This window comes from Pseudomonas sp. P116 (assembly GCF_020149425.1).
Taxonomy (GTDB): domain Bacteria; phylum Pseudomonadota; class Gammaproteobacteria; order Pseudomonadales; family Pseudomonadaceae; genus Aquipseudomonas; species Aquipseudomonas anatoliensis.
Window position 1 is genome coordinate 308,434 of record NZ_JACVHB010000006.1, and the last position, 15,759, is coordinate 324,192.

14 protein-coding genes are annotated in these 15,759 nt (G+C 57.7%); 7 read left to right on the forward strand and 7 right to left on the reverse strand.

Annotated features, from left to right (window positions below; translation table 11 throughout):
• Positions 1-74: 74 nt before the first annotated feature.
• Together ICA15_RS21530 and yaaA are read right to left on the reverse strand one after the other, a co-directional pair.
• Positions 75-1,391, reverse strand: a complete 1,317-nt coding sequence (locus ICA15_RS21530) for a nucleotide sugar dehydrogenase (RefSeq protein WP_150603721.1) — start codon at positions 1,389-1,391, stop codon at positions 75-77.
• A gap of 811 nt (positions 1,392-2,202) precedes the next feature.
• On the reverse strand, positions 2,203-2,982 hold the full coding sequence (gene yaaA, locus ICA15_RS21535) for a peroxide stress protein YaaA (protein ID WP_150617198.1): 780 nt from the start codon (positions 2,980-2,982) through the stop codon (positions 2,203-2,205).
• 268 nt (positions 2,983-3,250) lie between these two features.
• On the opposite strand from yaaA, the gene ICA15_RS21540 reads away from it, so the two are divergent.
• The 6 genes from ICA15_RS21540 (at position 3,251) to ICA15_RS21565 (ending at position 8,583) form a co-directional block, all read left to right on the forward strand.
• Positions 3,251-4,375, forward strand: coding sequence for a polysaccharide deacetylase family protein (locus ICA15_RS21540; protein WP_210554563.1), 1,125 nt, complete (start codon positions 3,251-3,253; stop codon positions 4,373-4,375).
• Between the two features lie 349 nt (positions 4,376-4,724).
• Positions 4,725-6,116 (forward strand): PhoH family protein, encoded by a 1,392-nt coding sequence (locus tag ICA15_RS21545; protein WP_150617200.1) that lies wholly within the window; start codon positions 4,725-4,727, stop codon positions 6,114-6,116.
• Between the two features lie 228 nt (positions 6,117-6,344).
• The gene (gene moaC / locus ICA15_RS21550) at positions 6,345-6,818 is read left to right on the forward strand and encodes a cyclic pyranopterin monophosphate synthase MoaC (RefSeq protein WP_042557760.1); all 474 of its coding nucleotides are present in this window, start codon (positions 6,345-6,347) and stop codon (positions 6,816-6,818) included.
• Positions 6,815-7,057 carry a MoaD/ThiS family protein gene (locus ICA15_RS21555; RefSeq protein ID WP_150617201.1) on the forward strand — a complete coding sequence of 81 codons (243 nt, stop codon included), beginning with the start codon at positions 6,815-6,817 and terminating at the stop codon, positions 7,055-7,057. Before moaC ends, ICA15_RS21555 begins: the two co-directional genes overlap by 4 nt.
• A 3-nt stretch (positions 7,058-7,060) precedes the next feature.
• Positions 7,061-7,513, forward strand: coding sequence for a molybdopterin synthase catalytic subunit MoaE (moaE, locus tag ICA15_RS21560; RefSeq protein ID WP_150603726.1), 453 nt, complete (start codon positions 7,061-7,063; stop codon positions 7,511-7,513).
• 293 nt (positions 7,514-7,806) lie between these two features.
• Complete coding sequence (locus ICA15_RS21565) at positions 7,807-8,583, forward strand: ABC transporter substrate-binding protein (RefSeq protein ID WP_210554564.1); 777 nt, start codon at positions 7,807-7,809, stop codon at positions 8,581-8,583.
• A gap of 124 nt (positions 8,584-8,707) precedes the next feature.
• Here ICA15_RS21565 and ICA15_RS21570 read toward each other — a convergent pair whose 3' ends face one another.
• From ICA15_RS21570 to ICA15_RS21590, 5 genes are all read right to left on the reverse strand, one after another.
• Positions 8,708-9,334 carry a transcriptional regulator gene (locus tag ICA15_RS21570; RefSeq protein ID WP_150597492.1) on the reverse strand — a complete coding sequence of 209 codons (627 nt, stop codon included), beginning with the start codon at positions 9,332-9,334 and terminating at the stop codon, positions 8,708-8,710.
• A 92-nt stretch (positions 9,335-9,426) separates the two neighbouring features.
• A complete protein-coding gene (locus ICA15_RS21575; protein ID WP_210554565.1) occupies positions 9,427-10,554 on the reverse strand; it encodes an NAD(P)/FAD-dependent oxidoreductase in 1,128 nt (375 codons plus the stop codon).
• A gap of 344 nt (positions 10,555-10,898) precedes the next feature.
• A complete protein-coding gene (locus tag ICA15_RS21580) occupies positions 10,899-11,843 on the reverse strand; it encodes an ornithine cyclodeaminase family protein (RefSeq protein WP_210554566.1) in 945 nt (314 codons plus the stop codon).
• Between the two features lie 140 nt (positions 11,844-11,983).
• Positions 11,984-13,462 (reverse strand): ATP-dependent RNA helicase RhlB, encoded by a 1,479-nt coding sequence (gene rhlB / locus ICA15_RS21585; RefSeq protein ID WP_150603730.1) that lies wholly within the window; start codon positions 13,460-13,462, stop codon positions 11,984-11,986.
• Positions 13,463-13,558: 96 nt separating this feature from the next.
• Complete coding sequence (locus ICA15_RS21590; protein ID WP_150603731.1) at positions 13,559-14,215, reverse strand: alpha/beta hydrolase; 657 nt, start codon at positions 14,213-14,215, stop codon at positions 13,559-13,561.
• A gap of 468 nt (positions 14,216-14,683) precedes the next feature.
• Between ICA15_RS21590 and ICA15_RS21595 the strand changes: the two genes are divergently transcribed.
• Entirely contained in the window at positions 14,684-15,715 is a 1,032-nt protein-coding gene (locus ICA15_RS21595) for an amino acid ABC transporter substrate-binding protein (protein ID WP_042557768.1), read from the forward strand.
• Positions 15,716-15,759 lie beyond the last annotated feature (44 nt).

Genomic DNA, 15,759 nt, shown 5'->3' on the forward strand with positions numbered 1-15,759 from the left:
CTTCAAGCCGCAAGCTGCGAGCTGCAAGCAAAACGCTTTGGCTTGCAGCTCGAAGCTTGTCGCTTAGGGCTGCTTTACCAGCAGATACCTTCGGTACGGGTGCCAGCGTCGGTGGCTTTGGCCATGAAGCCGACCAGGTCGATGACCTGTTTGCCGTCCGGTGCTTGCTGAGCCAGCGCACGGAACTTCTCGTCGCGGTTGCCGAGGATGATCACGTCGGAGTTGTCGATCACCGAGTCGAAGTCCGAATTGAGCAGGGACGACACGTGCGGGATTTTCGACTCGATGTAGTCCTTGTTCGCACCGTGAACACGGGCGTACTCGACGTTGCTGTCGTAGATGCTCAGGTCGTAACCCTTGCCGATCAGCATTTCAGCCAGTTCCACCAGCGGGCTTTCGCGCAGGTCGTCGGTGCCGGCCTTGAAGCTCAAGCCGAGCAGGGCGACTTTGCGTTTGTCGTGGCTTTCAACGATGTCGAAGGCGTTCTGCACTTGCGATTCGTTGCTGCGCATCAGCGAGTTGAGCAGTGGCGCTTCGACGTCCAGCGAACCTGCGCGGTAGGTCAGGGCGCGGACGTCTTTCGGCAGGCACGAACCGCCGAAAGCGAAGCCTGGACGCATGTAGTACTGGGACAGGTTGAGGGTCTTGTCCTGGCAAACGACGTCCATCACTTCACGGCCATCGACGCCGACCGCTTTGGCGATGTTGCCGATCTCGTTGGCGAAGGTCACTTTGGTGGCGTGCCAGACGTTGCAGGTGTACTTGATCATTTCGGCAACGGCGATGTCCTTGCGGATGATCGGTGCGTCGAGTTCTTCGTACAGCGATTGCAGAACGTCGCCCGAGGCCTTGTCGAACTCGCCGATAACGGTCATCGGTGGCAGGTCGTAGTCGGCAATCGCGGTGGATTCACGCAGGAACTCAGGGTTGACCGCAACGCCGAAATCGACGCCAGCCTTTTTCCCGGAGCAATCTTCGAGGATCGGGATGACAACGTTTGCGACAGTGCCCGGCAGTACGGTGCTGCGCACCACGATGGTGTGGCGGGTGGTCTTGTCACGCAGAACAAAACCGATCTCGCGGCACACGGCCTCGATGTAGTTCAGTTCCAGGTCGCCGTTCTTTTTGCTCGGCGTGCCGACGCAAATCATCGACAGGTCGGTATCGCGAATCGCTTCGGCGAAGTTGGTCGTACCGCGCAGACGTCCGTTCTGAATACCTTGCTGCAACAGTTCGCCCAGACCCGGCTCAACAATGGGAGATTTGCCAGCGTTGATCATGTCGATCTTGTCTTTGGCTACATCGACGCCAACCACGTCATGGCCCCGTGCAGACAGGCAACCGGCACACACTGCGCCAACGTAACCCAAACCAAATATGCTGATGCGCATCGCAATTACCTCTGTATATATCAGGCCACTAGAGGGCCGGAGTTAATGGTGTTCAGCGTTCGTTAGTGCACTCGAAAGTGCGACGCACAGGCGCAACAATGCCGTGTGCAGGCATACTAAGTTCCGAGTGTCTAAATAAGTGCACTCAAGATGTGCGCAACCAGGCCTTGTTGTTATGGCATGCCCTGTTATGCAGCCGATCTTCATTGGTGAAGACCTTGGTGCAATCGTTTTTACGCGCTTGATGTCAGGTGGAAGCCTTGTAAATCAAGCGGTTGGGTGCTCAGGCGAGCACGTTTATAGGGGCGTGGCCATGGCCTTGCAGGGGATATTAATGGTGCGTATCTCCTGAACTTCAGTTTGCTTTCAGACTAGTTAGTCATCTAGGCAAGTTGCTGTGACAACTTGGTTACATGACTATCTGTCTTGCGTAAGTTATCTCGTACAAACTCGGCGAGAATCGTTACCGGTGGTATGAGCTATGCATTTGGACGAAGTTCCTGTCCACTCATCGCGAAATCTGAAATTTCTTGAAATATTGTCGAAGATGGCACTAGTCTCAATTTGATGGCACCTTCGTTTCCGACCTTTATTAACAGGCGAATAATCACGTTAGATAGTTTTGTGCCACTACAGTGAAAAAAATTAGGTGCCACTACTGAAAAAAATGATCAGTGTCGAGTGAAACTAATATTAGAAAAGAGGCTGTTGATTTTATGGCGCCATAAAAATGGCGATATGTAGCGAGGGATTTTTGACATCGTGCGAGCTGCACGACTCTCGATAGAAAGAGTCGTGCAATAGGCATGCTTTATTCGGGGGCGTGATCGCGCAAAAACACCAGATTGTCCGGTTTGGATTGTTCAGCACTGTAGCGATAACCCTGAACATCGAACTGCTTGAGGTGGGCTGGATCGTTGATACCTTCCTGGATAACGAAACGGCTCATCAGGCCACGGGCCTTTTTTGCGTAGAAGCTGATGATCTTGTACTGACCGTTTTTCAGATCCTTGAAATCGGCATTGATGATTCGCGCATTCAACGCGGTGCGTTTGACCGCCGAAAAGTACTCGTTGGACGCCAGGTTGAGCAGCAGGTCATCGCCTTGCTCGGCCAATGCTTCGTTCAGCCATTCACTGATGCGCGTGCCCCAGAACGCGTACAAATCCTTGCCGCGCGCGTTGGCCAGTTTGGTGCCCATTTCCAGACGATACGGTTGCATCAAGTCCAGCGGGCGCAGCAGGCCATAGAGGCCGGAAAGCATGCGCAGGTGTTTTTGCGCGTAATCGAAATTCGCTTCACTGAAGGACTGCGCATCGAGACCGGTGTAGACGTCACCCTTGAACGCGAGCAGTGCCTGCTTGGCGTTTTCCGGAGTGAACGCTGGCGTCCAGCTGCCGAAACGCGCGGCGTTGAGCCCGCCGATCTTGTCGGAGACGTGCATCAGCTCGCTGATCTGCGCCGGCGATAGCTCGCGCAACTGCTGGATCAGTTCCTGGGAGTGGTCGAGATATTGCGGCTGGGTGAAGCGCTGGGTCGCCGGCGGCGTTTCGTAATCGAGGGTCTTGGCGGGGGAAATCACCATCAGCATGAAGTCGTCTCCTTTAATCGTGGGGGCGATTCTAGGGGGTTGTCGGTGTTGACTCCAGCTATGAGCGTAATAGGTGATCGGTGGTGTCATGGAGCAAGATCGCTGCCTCGCTGGGGCTCGAGAGCTCTTACAGTGTGCGCCTGGCATGAAGTGGCCTCGAGTCTGTGGCGTGAACCTGTAGGAGCTGCCGCAGGCTGCGATCTTTTGATCTTTCTTTTGATCCACCCGCGATATAGTGCCTCCCGGGTTTTGTGACGGAGACACCCCATTGCGCATTGTTCTTTTATTCACCGCGTGGCTGTTGAGCTTCGGAGCCGTCGCGGCGCCGGGCGATGTGGCGACGCTGGATCGCGACACCTGGCCTGAGCAACTGAGCAGTCCGACGCTGTTCGACGTCGCTTCACGTGCGGAAATCCTCATGTTTGCCCGCGGCTTGCTCGGCACCGAATCGATGACGGAGGCCGCGCTGGCTCAGCGCCTGGGCCTGCGCACGGTCAATCTGGATTCAGTCAACAGCCTGCGCGAGCGCCTGTGGCAGCGCTTGCTGGCCAACTACAACTTCGCCCAGCAGAGTTGCGATCAGGACGCCTCGTTCTGCTTCCTCGTCGAAGACTTGCCGACGCTGCGTGAGCAAGCCGCCAAATTCGTCGTCAGCGATGACAGCTATTACACCAAGTGGGCCGAGCCGAGTCGGATCTTCCATCTGCAGTATCTGGACGAACTGCTGCGCAAGGCTGCGCTGTTCCCGCAGACCAGCAGCGAAATCGATCGTTTCGGCGACTATGAGCGCAACGGCGACGAGATGCATGACCGACTGTTTCTGCTGACCTTCGACAGCGCCGCCAACGCGCAACCGGACAACACCGATTGGCTCACCGAGTACCTGCGCAAGTCAAACATGAGCGGCACGTTCTTCATGTTGGGCAAGGATATTCAGGCGCGACTGGGTGACCGTTCCGTGAGCGGCCTGCAAGCGGCGTTCTCGCAGCAATGCGTCGGCGTGCAGGGTTGGGAGTTCCGCTCCCACAGCCATTGGCAGGACTGGCAGGACTCGGTGCGCCGCAGTGCCGATCTGGTGAAGAACAAACTGCCGGAAAACTATGTACCGCTGTTTCGTCCGCCAGATGGCCAGCGGCGCAGCGATGCAAAAGGCTTCTTTAACACGCAGGGCCTGCAAGTGGCGCTTTGGGACATCGATGCCGCGGACGGCGCAGGCAAACTCAAAGGCCCGCAGAGTGCACAGCGAGTGCTGACCCTGATGCTGTTGTGGCGTCACGGAGTGATCAATTTCAACATGAAACAGGATGCCGTGAAGACCGCCATGCCTTGGCTGATCACGCAAACCGCGCAAAGCGGCATCGGTTGGGAAGACTGTCTGGACGGGTTTCGCTGAGAAACGAAGAAAGCCCGGAAATATTGGGCTTGGGGCGATTTTTTTGCAGGATTCGATGCAGGCGGACTTCCGACTTTAGCGGGGTCTGGACGGTCCGCCAAGGGCTTTTCGTCACTCTGCAAAATAAACTTCAAAAAACCGTCAAAGTGCTTTTTCCTGTCATGGGTTTTGGAGTATTACGAAGACAGACCGCCGAAACCTGCAACACAGGTGGCGTCTTCCAAGACCCACTTTGTGTGCAAGTCACCTGCCTCTTTCAATAAAAGCCCGGCAGATGAATCGGCAGTCACTTCGAGGCGCAGCACTGTAGAGGTATTGCGTCGAATGGCTCTGACAAAGGTGACCGAGTATGGATGATCACGGACGTAGCCCTTCCAACCAGCCAATCCTTTATGTACTCGATACCAACGTACTGATTCACGATCCAAACGCCCTGCTTAATTTCGAAGAACACCACGTCGCCATCCCGATGACCGTGCTGGAAGAGCTGGACAAGCTCAAGAGCGGGCATCACAGCGTTGCCGCCGAATGCCGTCAGGCCATCCGGCTGATCGACAAGACCCTGGGCGATGCCTCCCCCGAGGACGTCGAACTGGGCGTGCCGATTCAGCGTGGCAAGGGCGGTCCGAAGGGCTTGCTGTCAATTCTGATGAGCAAGCAGGCCGAGTCGAATCTGATTCTGCCCGAGCATCTGAACGACAACAAAATCATCAACCAACTCATCGATATGCACACCCGTGACCCACAGAAACCTGTGGTTCTGGTGACCAAAGACATCAACATGCGCCTCAAGGCGCGCGCCTGCGGGATCGCGGCCGAGGACTACAGCACCGACCAACTGGTCGATGACGTGTCGCTGCTGCCCAATGGTTATCACAACATGACCGGCTCCTTCTGGGACCTGGTGAGCAAGGTTGAAACCCGTCAGGACCACGGCCGCACCTGGCACGAAGTGAAACTGATCGATAACCTGCCAGCAGTGCATATCAACGAGTTCATCATCGATGAACAGGGCTTCGTTGGCTGGATCAAGGAGATTGACGAAGACCGCCTGCTGATTCTCGATCTGCATCAGGAACCCCTGTTGCACCAGGAAGCCTGGGGCCTGAAACCGCGTGACATCTACCAGAGCCTGGCGCTGTATGCGCTGCTCGATCCGGACATCCATCTGGTCAACCTGTCGGGTGCGGCCGGTTCCGGTAAAACCATTCTGGCGTTGGCCGCTGCGATCGAGCAGACCATGGTCAGCAAGCGTTATCGGCGCATCATCGCCACCCGCAGCGTGCAGGGCCTGGACCAGGAAATCGGCTTCCTGCCTGGCACCGAAGCGGAAAAAATGGAGCCTTGGCTTGGCGCCATCACCGACAACCTCGAAGCCTTGCACATGGATGACGAAAACACCCATGGCAGCGTCGACTACATCCTCAGCAAAGTGCCGTTGCAGTTCAAATCGCTCAACTACATTCGCGGTCGCAGCTTCCAGCAGAGCCTGATCCTGATCGACGAATGCCAGAACCTCACGCCGCACCAGATGAAAACCATCATCACCCGTGCCGGCGCGGGTTCCAAAGTGGTGTGCCTGGGTAACCTCGCACAGATCGACACCCCATACCTGTCCGCGACCAGCTCCGGGCTGACCTACCTGACCGAACGTTTCAAGGATTTCCCTAACGGTGTGCATATCACCCTGCAAGGGGTGCCTCGCTCGATCCTGGCCGAATACGCCGAAACGCATTTGTAACCCTTCGAAACAAACCGGGCGGCCGAAAAAGCTGCCCGGTTTTTTTATGGATAAATGCCGATCAAATGTAGGAGCTGCCGAAGGCTGCGATCTTTTGATTTTGGTTCTAAAAAGCAAGATCAACAGATCGCAGCCTCCGGCAGCTCCTAAAGGGAGATATGTGAATCGGTGCGTGCGGAAATTTGACTCGCAGGTTTACAATCCCCGCTCCTGATCAGGAGTAATCCCGTGCTGACTCATCTCGATTCCCAAGGTCGCGCCAACATGGTCGACGTCACTGAAAAAGCCGTGACGTTTCGTGAAGCGACGGCTCAAGCGCTGGTGCGCATGCTCCCCGAAACGTTGCAGATGATCGTCAGCGGCGGCCATCCCAAGGGTGACGTGTTCGCCGTGGCGCGCATTGCCGGTATTCAGGCTGCAAAGAAAACCAGCGATCTGATTCCCCTGTGCCATCCGCTGATGCTCACTGGCGTCAAAGTCGAGCTCAGCGCTGAAGGCGAAGACACCGTGCGCATCGTCGCCCGTTGCAAATTGTCCGGGCAGACCGGCGTCGAGATGGAAGCGCTGACCGCCGCCAGCGTCGCCGCGCTGACTATCTATGACATGTGCAAAGCGGTGGATCGCGGCATGACCATCGAAAGCGTGCGTCTGCTGGAAAAGGTCGGCGGCAAGAGCGGGCACTTTCAGGCGGATCAAGCATGAAGCTGACGGTTAAGTTTTTTGCCCGTTACCGTGAAGCGCTGGGCGTTGACTCGGTAACGGTCGACGGCGATTTCGCCACCGTCGATGACGTGCGCGCGCTGTTGGCGCAGCGTGACGGCGCCGAGGTATTGAGCGAGCAGAACCTGATGTGCGCGCGCAACGAAGATTTGTGCCAGCTCGACGAGCCGGTGGTCGAGGGTGACGAAGTGGCATTTTTCCCCACAGTGACCGGAGGCTGAGTCATGGCGATTCGTGTGCAGGCCGCGCCGTTCGATCCGGGTGCTGAAGTCAACGCGATGCACGCGGCCAATGTCGGCGTCGGCGCGGTGGTGAGTTTTGTCGGCTACGTGCGCGACTTCAACGACGGGCTGGATGTGGCGGGGATGTTTCTCGAACACTATCCGGGCATGACTGAAAAAGCCCTTGGCAAGATCGCCATCGAGGCCGAGCAGCGCTGGCCGTTGCTGAAACTGGAAGTGCTGCACCGCATCGGCGCGCTGGAACCGGGCGAGCCCATCGTGTTTGTCGGCGCTGCCAGCGCCCATCGCCAGGCAGCGTTCGACGCCTGCGCTTTCGTCATGGATTACCTGAAAACCCGTGCACCGTTCTGGAAGAAGGAAAACACCAGTGATGGGCCGCGTTGGGTTGAGGGGCGGGACAGTGATCATGCGGCGGCGGATCGCTGGAAACAGTAAGTTCTTCAGTGTCCCCAAGTCAGCCATCGTGAGCAGGCTCACTCCTACAGTGGATCTTCATGGACACAGATTTTGTGTTCGCCACCGATCCCCTGTAGGAGTGAGCCTGCTCGCGATGGCGTCATCGGCATCACCGAAATCTTGCTTATCTGTCCGATTGACGATCTGTACCTATAAGTCCAATATGGATTTCCAAGTACAAAAAAAGCTTCAGTCTTGCCGCTCGTAGCTACAAGCTCCCAGCTGCTCTTCTTCATCTTGCCAAACCAACAACAACCCGCGAGAGAATGAACATGAAGAAACTTCCCCTCATCACCGGTCTGGCCCTCAGTCTGTTGGCGTGCTCCAGCGTCTTCGCCGCCGAGAAAACCCTGCGCATTGGTATCGAAGCTGCTTATCCGCCATTCGCCTCGAAAACCGACAAAGGCGAAATCGTCGGTTTCGACTACGACATCGGCAATGCTCTGTGCGCGCAGATGAAGGCCAAGTGCGTGTGGGTCGAAGGAGAGTTTGATGGCCTGATTCCTTCGTTGAAAGTGAAGAAAATTGACATGGCGCTGTCGTCGATGACCATCAACGAAGACCGCAAGAAGTCGGTGGATTTCACCCACAAGTATTACTTCACTTCGTCGCGGTTGGTGATGAAGGACGGCGCTACGGTCGATGATCAATACGCCAGCCTCAAGGGCAAGAACGTCGGCGTGCAGCGTGCGACCACGACCGACCGCTATGCCACCGAGGTGTTTGAACCCAAGGGCGTCAACGTCAAGCGCTATAGCAACAACGAAGAGATCTACATGGACCTGGCTGCCGGTCGCCTTGATGCGATTTTTGCCGACACCATTCCGCTGAATGACTTCCTGTCGATGCCGCGCGGCAAGGGCTATGCGTTTGTCGGCCCGGAGCTGAAGGATCCGAAGTATGTGGGCGAAGGTGCGGGGATTGCGGTGCGCAAGGGTAATAGTGAGCTGGTCAGCGAGCTGAATACCGCAATCGACGGGATTCGCGCGAGTGGCGAATATCAGAAGATTTCCGAGAAGTATTTCAAGTCCGATATCTACGGCGACTGATAGTCCGTTATCGCTGGCAAGCCAGCTCCCACAGTGATCGAGTCGTACACAGATTTTGTGTACATCAAAATCCCTGTGGGAGCTGGCTTGCCAGCGATGGGGCCAGATCAATCACCGCGAATCTTCAGCCCTTTAATTCCTTCAGGTGTTTGTACACCGTCGCCCGCCCCATGTTCAGCACATTGGCCACATAGTTCGAGGCGCTCTTGCCCTTGAACGCGCCTTCGGCGTGCAGCGCCAGCACCAGTTCACGTTTGTGATCGCGGGTCAGCAGATTCAGGCTCAGTTGCCGCTCGCGCAGCCAGGCGTGCAGGAACGTGTTGATGCGCTCCTGCCAGTCATCGCGAAACAGTGAGTCGGGTTGCGGGATCAGTTTGCTTGGCGACAGGAACAGATCCAGCGCCGCCTTGGCATTCTCGAACAGCGAAATATTCAGATTGATGCACAGCACCGCCAGCGGCAGGCCTTCGCTGTCACGCAGCACGCTGCTGAGGCTGCGGATTTTCTGACCATCCCAATTGAGTTTTTCGTACGGGCCGATGTTCCGCTCGCTGACGTCTTCGCTGAGCATGTCTTCGAGTGACGACTCGTCACCGATCTCGCGTTTGGACAGGTTATTGGCGATGTAGTCGACTTTTTGCGTGCGCAAATCGTGCAGCACCACTTCGGCGTGGGGAAAAAACAGCGTGGCGATGGCGTCGGCGATGGCCCGGAAGTTATCCAGTGCCGGGTCGAGTTCGGGGGCGGTCATGACAGTGGAGCTCCAGGCAGCGTCAGCGCCCCCATGAACAGGGGCGCTGCGAGTTTGCCGCAATCGGTTGGGCGCGTCATCCGCAGCGCGGATTAACCGAGCCGGGCAGGGGAGAGCATGTTGCTGCTCAGCCCGAACTGACGCAGTTGCTCGGGTAACGGCAGACCGCGTACCAGGGCCGCGCTGGCCTGGCCCATCGCCGGTGACGTCTGGATGCCGTACCCGCCCTGGGCTGCGACCCAGAACAAGCCCGGCACCTGTGCATCGAACCCGCTGAGCAAATCACCGTCGGCGACGAAACTGCGCAAACCGGCCCACGTGCGCGTCGGGCGGCGAATGGTCAGCGTTGTGGCTTCTTCGATCTGATAGATGCCCATGGCGATGTCCAGTTCTTCAGGCTGCACGTCGTGGGGTTCGACCGGGTCAGCATTGGCTGGCGAGCCGAGGAACATGCCGGCGTCGGGTTTCATGTAGAACGATTCGTCGAGGCTGACCAGCATCGGCCAATGATGAATGTCGACGCCTTCGGGTCCGGCGAATATGAATGCGGCGCGGCGTTTCGGTTGCAGGCCCAGCGATTGTGCACCGGCCATTGCGCCGATCTTGTCGGCCCAGGCGCCGGCCGCGTTGATGATCACTGGCGCGCTGAAGGTCTGGCCGTTGGTCTGCACCTGCCAGACATTATCGGCATCGCGCTCAAGGCTCAGCACCTGGCAGTCGGTGTGCACCTCTCCGTGGTTGCGGCGGATACCGCGCAGGTAGCCTTGATGCAGGGCGTCGGTATCGATGTCACAGGCTGTCGGGTCGTAAATCGCCCCGTGGACTTTTTCCCGGCGCAGGATCGGCAGGCGCGCGCAGGCTTCATCAGCGCTGAGCAGTTGCATTTGCGGCACCGTGGCTTTGGCGCTCAGGTACTGGTTGTTGAGTTCGGCGGCGTCACCGGTGAAATCCACGGTCATTTCGCCGCGTGGGGTCAGCAGCGGGTGCTCGCAGAATCCGGCCGGCGGCTGGTCGAAAAACTCACGGCTGGCCTGAGTCAGCGCGCGTACCTGCGGTGTGCCATAAGCAGCGGTGAACAGGGCGGCGGACCGTCCGGTGGAGTGATAGGCCGGGTGAGATTCACGCTCCAGCACAATCACTTTGGCGTGGGGCGACAGCCAGAAACCGGTGGAAGCGCCGGCAATCCCGCCGCCGATGATGATGAAATCTGCCTGGCTCATGAACATCTCCAAAGGTATCGAGGTTCTCTGTGGGATCTGCCTTTTGGCGACACCCACTCTGGAATGCGTTGTCAGTGGATCTGCCTTCGGCGACATCCACTCTGGAATGCGTTTTCTGTGGATCTGCCTTCGGCGACATCCACTCTGGAATGCGTTTTGTGTGGATCTGCCTTCGGCGACACCCACTTTGGAATGCGTTTTCTGTGGATCTGCCTTCGGCGACATCCACTCTGGAATGTGCTTTCTGTAGGAGCTGCCGCAGGCTGCGATCTTTTGATTTTGATTTTCTGAAGGCAAGATCAAAAGATCGCAGCCTGCGGCAGCTCCTACAGGGGACCGAGGTGTCAGTGCTTCAGGCGATAAACCGCATTCGCCAGGGCAATGTCTTCCAGGCCCAGCCCGATCGAGCGGAAAAACACGTGACGGTGGTAATCCGGGCGTTGCACTTTTTCACTGAGCAGATCGGCGAGGTCACCCATGATCGAATCCTTGCTCCAGCCATGTTGCTCAACAGCAATCAGCATCTCGCCCGCCGAACCCGGTGTGGTCAGACGGTAGTCGCAGAACACCTGCATGTCGTTGAGGCTTTGCGGTGGCACTTCGTGGGCGCGGGGGGCGTTGGTGCTGATCGAGGTGATCAACGCGGGTTTGCTCAGTGCTGCCGGGTCGATCACCGGCCCCGCTGACGAAGTGCAGAGCATGATCACATCGGCATCGGCGAGGGCAGTTTCACGGCTCTTGGCAACCGTCAGCAGGGGAGCAATGGCTTTGAGCTGCGCCTGGGTTTCAGGATCCTCATTCAGGCTCGGCGAATACACACTGATGCTTTGCCAGTCGCGCAAAGACTTCACGTAATGCAGATGCGCCTGTGCAACTTTGCCGCTGCCGATGATCGCCAGTCGCCGCGCATCCAGTGGGGCGAGGGCATCGACGGCCACTGCGGTAGTCGCAGCCGTACGCGCAGTGGTCAGTTCGCCGGCATCGCACAGCAGCAAGGGCTGGCCGGTCTGCATCGACATCAACAATGTCCAAGCGGTCACCAACGGGCCTTGCTCGCGGACGATGTACGGCGAGGTTTTCACCCCGTACACGCCGTCTTCGGCCAACACACCCAGGTAATTGATGAAGTCCCCGGCACCCTGTGGGAATTCCACCAGTTGCTGCGCCGGTTGTACCGCGTTACCGGCAGCGAGATCACGGAACAGTTTGCGCAATGTCTGCGGCACATCAATGCGGGCCAGCAACTCTCGGGCCTGGGTTTGGTCGATCACGTAGGGCGTACTGGACATGTCAGGCTCCGGAAGCGAAATCTAAACTTATTTGTCTATTATGGACTTTTAGTTTTATCGGGCAAGATCCTCCGGGAAAAAAGGCAGGCACAAAAAAAGCGCAGTCCGTTGCCGGCTGCGCTTCTCTTTTATCGTGTCGCTTACTCTGGACGCTTGCGCTCGACTGCACGCAATAGATGCGTTGGAGGTGTTTCACAGCTGATCTTGCGGCCGAGCTTCTCTTCGATGGACGGCAACTGGTAGGAGTCGTCTTCACCGGCAAAGCTGATCGACACGCCATCGGCGCCGGCACGACCGGTACGGCCGATGCGGTGCACGTAATCGTCCGGGACTTCCGGCAGGGTGAAGTTGATGACGTGGCTGATGCCGTCGATGTGGATGCCGCGACCGGCAACATCGGTGGCGACCAATACGCGAATCTTGCCTTCGCGGAAGCCTTCCAGGGTCTTGATGCGCTTGTGCTGCGGCACGTCGCCAGACAGTTGCGCGGCGTTGATGCCATCGCGCACCAGGCGTTCTTCGATTCGGCGTACTTCGTCTTTGCGGTTGGCAAACACGATCACCCGCTCCCAGCCGTTATCGTTGACCAGGTTGAAGAGCAGTTTGTATTTGTCGGCAGCGGCCACGGCAAAGATGTGCTGTTCGACGTTTTCGTTGGCCACGTTCTGCGATTCGATCTCGACGATCGACGGGTCGGTGGTCCACTGCTTGGCGAGGTTCATCACGTCTTCGGTGAACGTCGCGGAGAACAGCAGCGTCTGACGTTCGCTTTTCGGCGGGGTCTGGCGAATGATCTGCCGAACTTGCGGGATGAAACCCATGTCGAGCATGCGGTCGGCTTCGTCCAGCACCATGACTTCGACCATGTCCAGATGCACGTCGCCGCGCTGGTTGAAGTCGAGCAGACGGCCCGGGGTCGCAACGAGGATGTCGCAGTGGCGCGCTTCAAGATGCTTGAGCTGCTTGTCGAAATCCATGCCGCCGACAAACGTCATCACGTTGAGGCCGGTGTACTTGGTCAGGTCAGCGGCGTCTTTTGCAATCTGCACCACCAGCTCACGGGTCGGCGCGATGATCAGCGCACGGGGTTCGCCCATGTAGCGTTCTTTCGGCGGCGGGGTCTGCAACAACTGAGTGATGATCGAGATGAGGAACGCGGCGGTTTTACCGGTACCGGTCTGGGCGCGGCCGATGGCGTCTTTGCCGGCGAGGGTGAAGCCCAGCACCTGCGCCTGGATCGGCGTGCAATAAGGAAAGCCCAGATCCTGAATGGCGTGCATCAGCTCTGGAGAAAGCTTGAAATCGTGAAAGCGGGTTTTGCCTTCCTGAGGTTCGACGACGAAGTCTTCGAGTTTCCACGGGATGACCGGTGCCTTGGGCTTGGGTTCGCGACGCGGCTTGAGCGGTTTTGGCGCTTCGCTGCGGGCAGGCTCGGCGGCGATTGGCGCGGCCGGTGCAGGTTGCGGTTGTTGCTTCGGTGCCGCTGCGGGAGCGGGGCGGTCGGCCTGCGGGGCATCGTTGCGATGACCGGCGGCGTGCGACGGCGCACGGGTAACTGGCGCGAGCTGCTCAGCCTCGCTTTTACCGAACATTTTCTTGAGTGCTTCGAGCACGGTCATCTCATCAATTGGTTAAGGAATGTACGCCGGCCAGTGTAATGCAAGAAACGGGCGCGGCGTAGTGTGATGATCAAAGGGCGGACGTTGTGCGGATAATCAGCGCAGGCGCTCGCTCAGCCAGGTACCGATATCACGAATTTCCTCGGGTAACACTTCGTGCTCCATTGGGTATTCCTGCCATGTCACGGTGACACCATGGGCTTTCAGATACTCATAAGCAGTGCGGCCCATGGAGTTTTGCACAACGTTGTCGAACTGACCGTGCAACGAAAGCACCGGAATTCGTTGCTGGCTGGCCGATAACTGCAGTTCTTCACTGAACGTCGGCGCATACGTCGACAACGCCATCACGCCACCCAACGGCCCCTGCCATTTCAGAAAAGCGGTGTGATAGACCACGGCGCCACCCTGGGAGAAACCCGCGAGAAAAATCCGCGAGGCGTCTATTCCGCTGGCTCGCTCGTTTTCGATCAATTCAATGACGTGATCGGCCGACGCTTCCAGCTCATCGCGATCGATCGCCCGCGCCGGGCTCATGGCTTTAATGTCGTACCAGCTCGGCATGGCGTATCCGCCGTTAATTGTCACAGGGCGTGTCGGCGCCTGAGGCAGCACGAAGCGTGTGCTCAGCAGGCTTTCCTGCAATGCCTCGGCGACCGGCAGGAAGTCATAGCGGTCGGCGCCGAGGCCGTGCAGCCAGATCACGCAGGCGTCTGCGGGCTTAACAGGCTGAAGAATCAAGGGCTCGGTCATGTCTGCTCCAAATATGTGCGGGCGCTCTCATTGAGTGCGTGATTGAAGTGCGCGCCCGGTTGATCCGTTAAGAAGATGTCGCAAGGGTACAAGTTTTGCTATTGACCTGTCGCTTATGTGCTTCAGCGGCCGGTGTGGTACGGGCTTTGCTATGGCTTGAAGCGTGCAACCGATCTCGCGTCTGGCGGTAACACTATCAGTGAACGCCTGGCGATGGGATGCAAAGAATCCGGTAATGGATGTTCGCCAATGGCCGCCATGGGCTTAGCGAATATGAAAGGGCTACAGCCCGTTCGGCCAATTGGTGAGAAGTGAGTTGTCCATGATGTGGATTTTCTCCTGAAACACTCATAGCGAAGGTCTTTACGTCGGTTGACCCAATAAAAAGCCAACTAGGGTCAACACCGCCTCAAAAGGGTGCGACTGGACTCAAGCTCCGACACAACAAGAGCAAAACTGGAGGTTTGAATGAAGATGTTGAAATCCACTCTGGCGATCGTGACTGCAGCAGCAGTACTCGGCGTCAGCGGGTTCGCTCAGGCGGGTGCAACCCTGGATGCCGTGCAGAAGAAAGGTTTCGTGCAATGTGGCGTGAGCGACGGTCTGCCGGGCTTCTCGGTACCGGACGCTACCGGCAAGATCCTCGGCATCGACGCTGACTTCTGCCGCGCAGTAGCCGCTGCCGTATTCGGCGACGCAACCAAGGTCAAATTCAGTCAGTTGAACGCCAAGGAGCGCTTCACCGCGCTGCAGTCCGGCGAGATCGACATCCTGTCGCGCAACACCACCATGACCAGCTCCCGTGATGCGGGCATGGGCCTGAAATTCCCGGGCTTCATTACCTACTACGACGGCATCGGCTTCCTGGTAAACAACAAGCTGGGCGTGAAGAGTGCCAAAGAGCTGGACGGCGCAACTATCTGCATCCAGGCCGGTACTACCACCGAGCTCAATGTTTCCGACTACTTCCGCGGCAACGGTCTGAAATACACCCCAATCACTTTCGACACCTCCGATGAAAGCGCCAAGTCGCTGGAATCCGGTCGTTGCGACGTGCTGACTTCCGACAAATCCCAGCTGTTCGCCCAGCGCAGCAAACTGGCTTCGCCGAAAGACTACGTGGTTCTGCCGGAAACCATTTCCAAGGAACCACTGGGTCCGGTCGTGCGTAACGGCGACGACGAGTGGCTGGCTGTAGTGCGCTGGACTGGCTACGCCATGCTCAACGCTGAAGAGGCCGGCATCACTTCGAAGAATGTCGAAGCTGAAGCCAAGTCCACCAAGAATCCGGACGTCGCTCGTATGCTCGGTGCTGACGGTGAATACGGCAAAGACCTGAAACTGCCGAAGGACTGGGTCGTGCAGATCGTCAAGCAGGTCGGCAACTACGGTGAAGTGTTCGAGAAAAACCTCGGCAAGAACACTCCGCTGGAAATCGACCGTGGCCTGAACGCCCTGTGGAACAACGGCGGCATTCAGTACGCACCACCAGTGCGCTAATGGTTCTATCGCCCGGCGGGCCAACCGCCGGGTGATGTTCTTGT

Excerpts from the sequence above, each read along its gene's own strand:
- moaE (WP_150603726.1), top strand. The coding sequence starts at position 7,061 with ATGGCGATTCGTGTGCAGGCCGCGCCGTTCGATCCGGGTGCTGAAGTC.
- rhlB (WP_150603730.1), bottom strand. The coding sequence starts at position 13,462 with ATGACCGTGCTCGAAGCACTCAAGAAAATGTTCGGTAAAAGCGAGGCT.
- ICA15_RS21595 (WP_042557768.1), top strand. The coding sequence starts at position 14,684 with ATGAAGATGTTGAAATCCACTCTGGCGATCGTGACTGCAGCAGCAGTA.
- ICA15_RS21545 (WP_150617200.1), top strand. The coding sequence starts at position 4,725 with ATGGATGATCACGGACGTAGCCCTTCCAACCAGCCAATCCTTTATGTA.
- ICA15_RS21570 (WP_150597492.1), bottom strand. The coding sequence starts at position 9,334 with ATGACCGCCCCCGAACTCGACCCGGCACTGGATAACTTCCGGGCCATC.
- ICA15_RS21580 (WP_210554566.1), bottom strand. The coding sequence starts at position 11,843 with ATGTCCAGTACGCCCTACGTGATCGACCAAACCCAGGCCCGAGAGTTG.
- ICA15_RS21565 (WP_210554564.1), top strand. The coding sequence starts at position 7,807 with ATGAAGAAACTTCCCCTCATCACCGGTCTGGCCCTCAGTCTGTTGGCG.
- ICA15_RS21530 (WP_150603721.1), bottom strand. The coding sequence starts at position 1,391 with ATGCGCATCAGCATATTTGGTTTGGGTTACGTTGGCGCAGTGTGTGCC.
- ICA15_RS21555 (WP_150617201.1), top strand. The coding sequence starts at position 6,815 with ATGAAGCTGACGGTTAAGTTTTTTGCCCGTTACCGTGAAGCGCTGGGC.
- ICA15_RS21590 (WP_150603731.1), bottom strand. The coding sequence starts at position 14,215 with ATGACCGAGCCCTTGATTCTTCAGCCTGTTAAGCCCGCAGACGCCTGC.
- yaaA (WP_150617198.1), bottom strand. The coding sequence starts at position 2,982 with ATGCTGATGGTGATTTCCCCCGCCAAGACCCTCGATTACGAAACGCCG.
- ICA15_RS21575 (WP_210554565.1), bottom strand. The coding sequence starts at position 10,554 with ATGAGCCAGGCAGATTTCATCATCATCGGCGGCGGGATTGCCGGCGCT.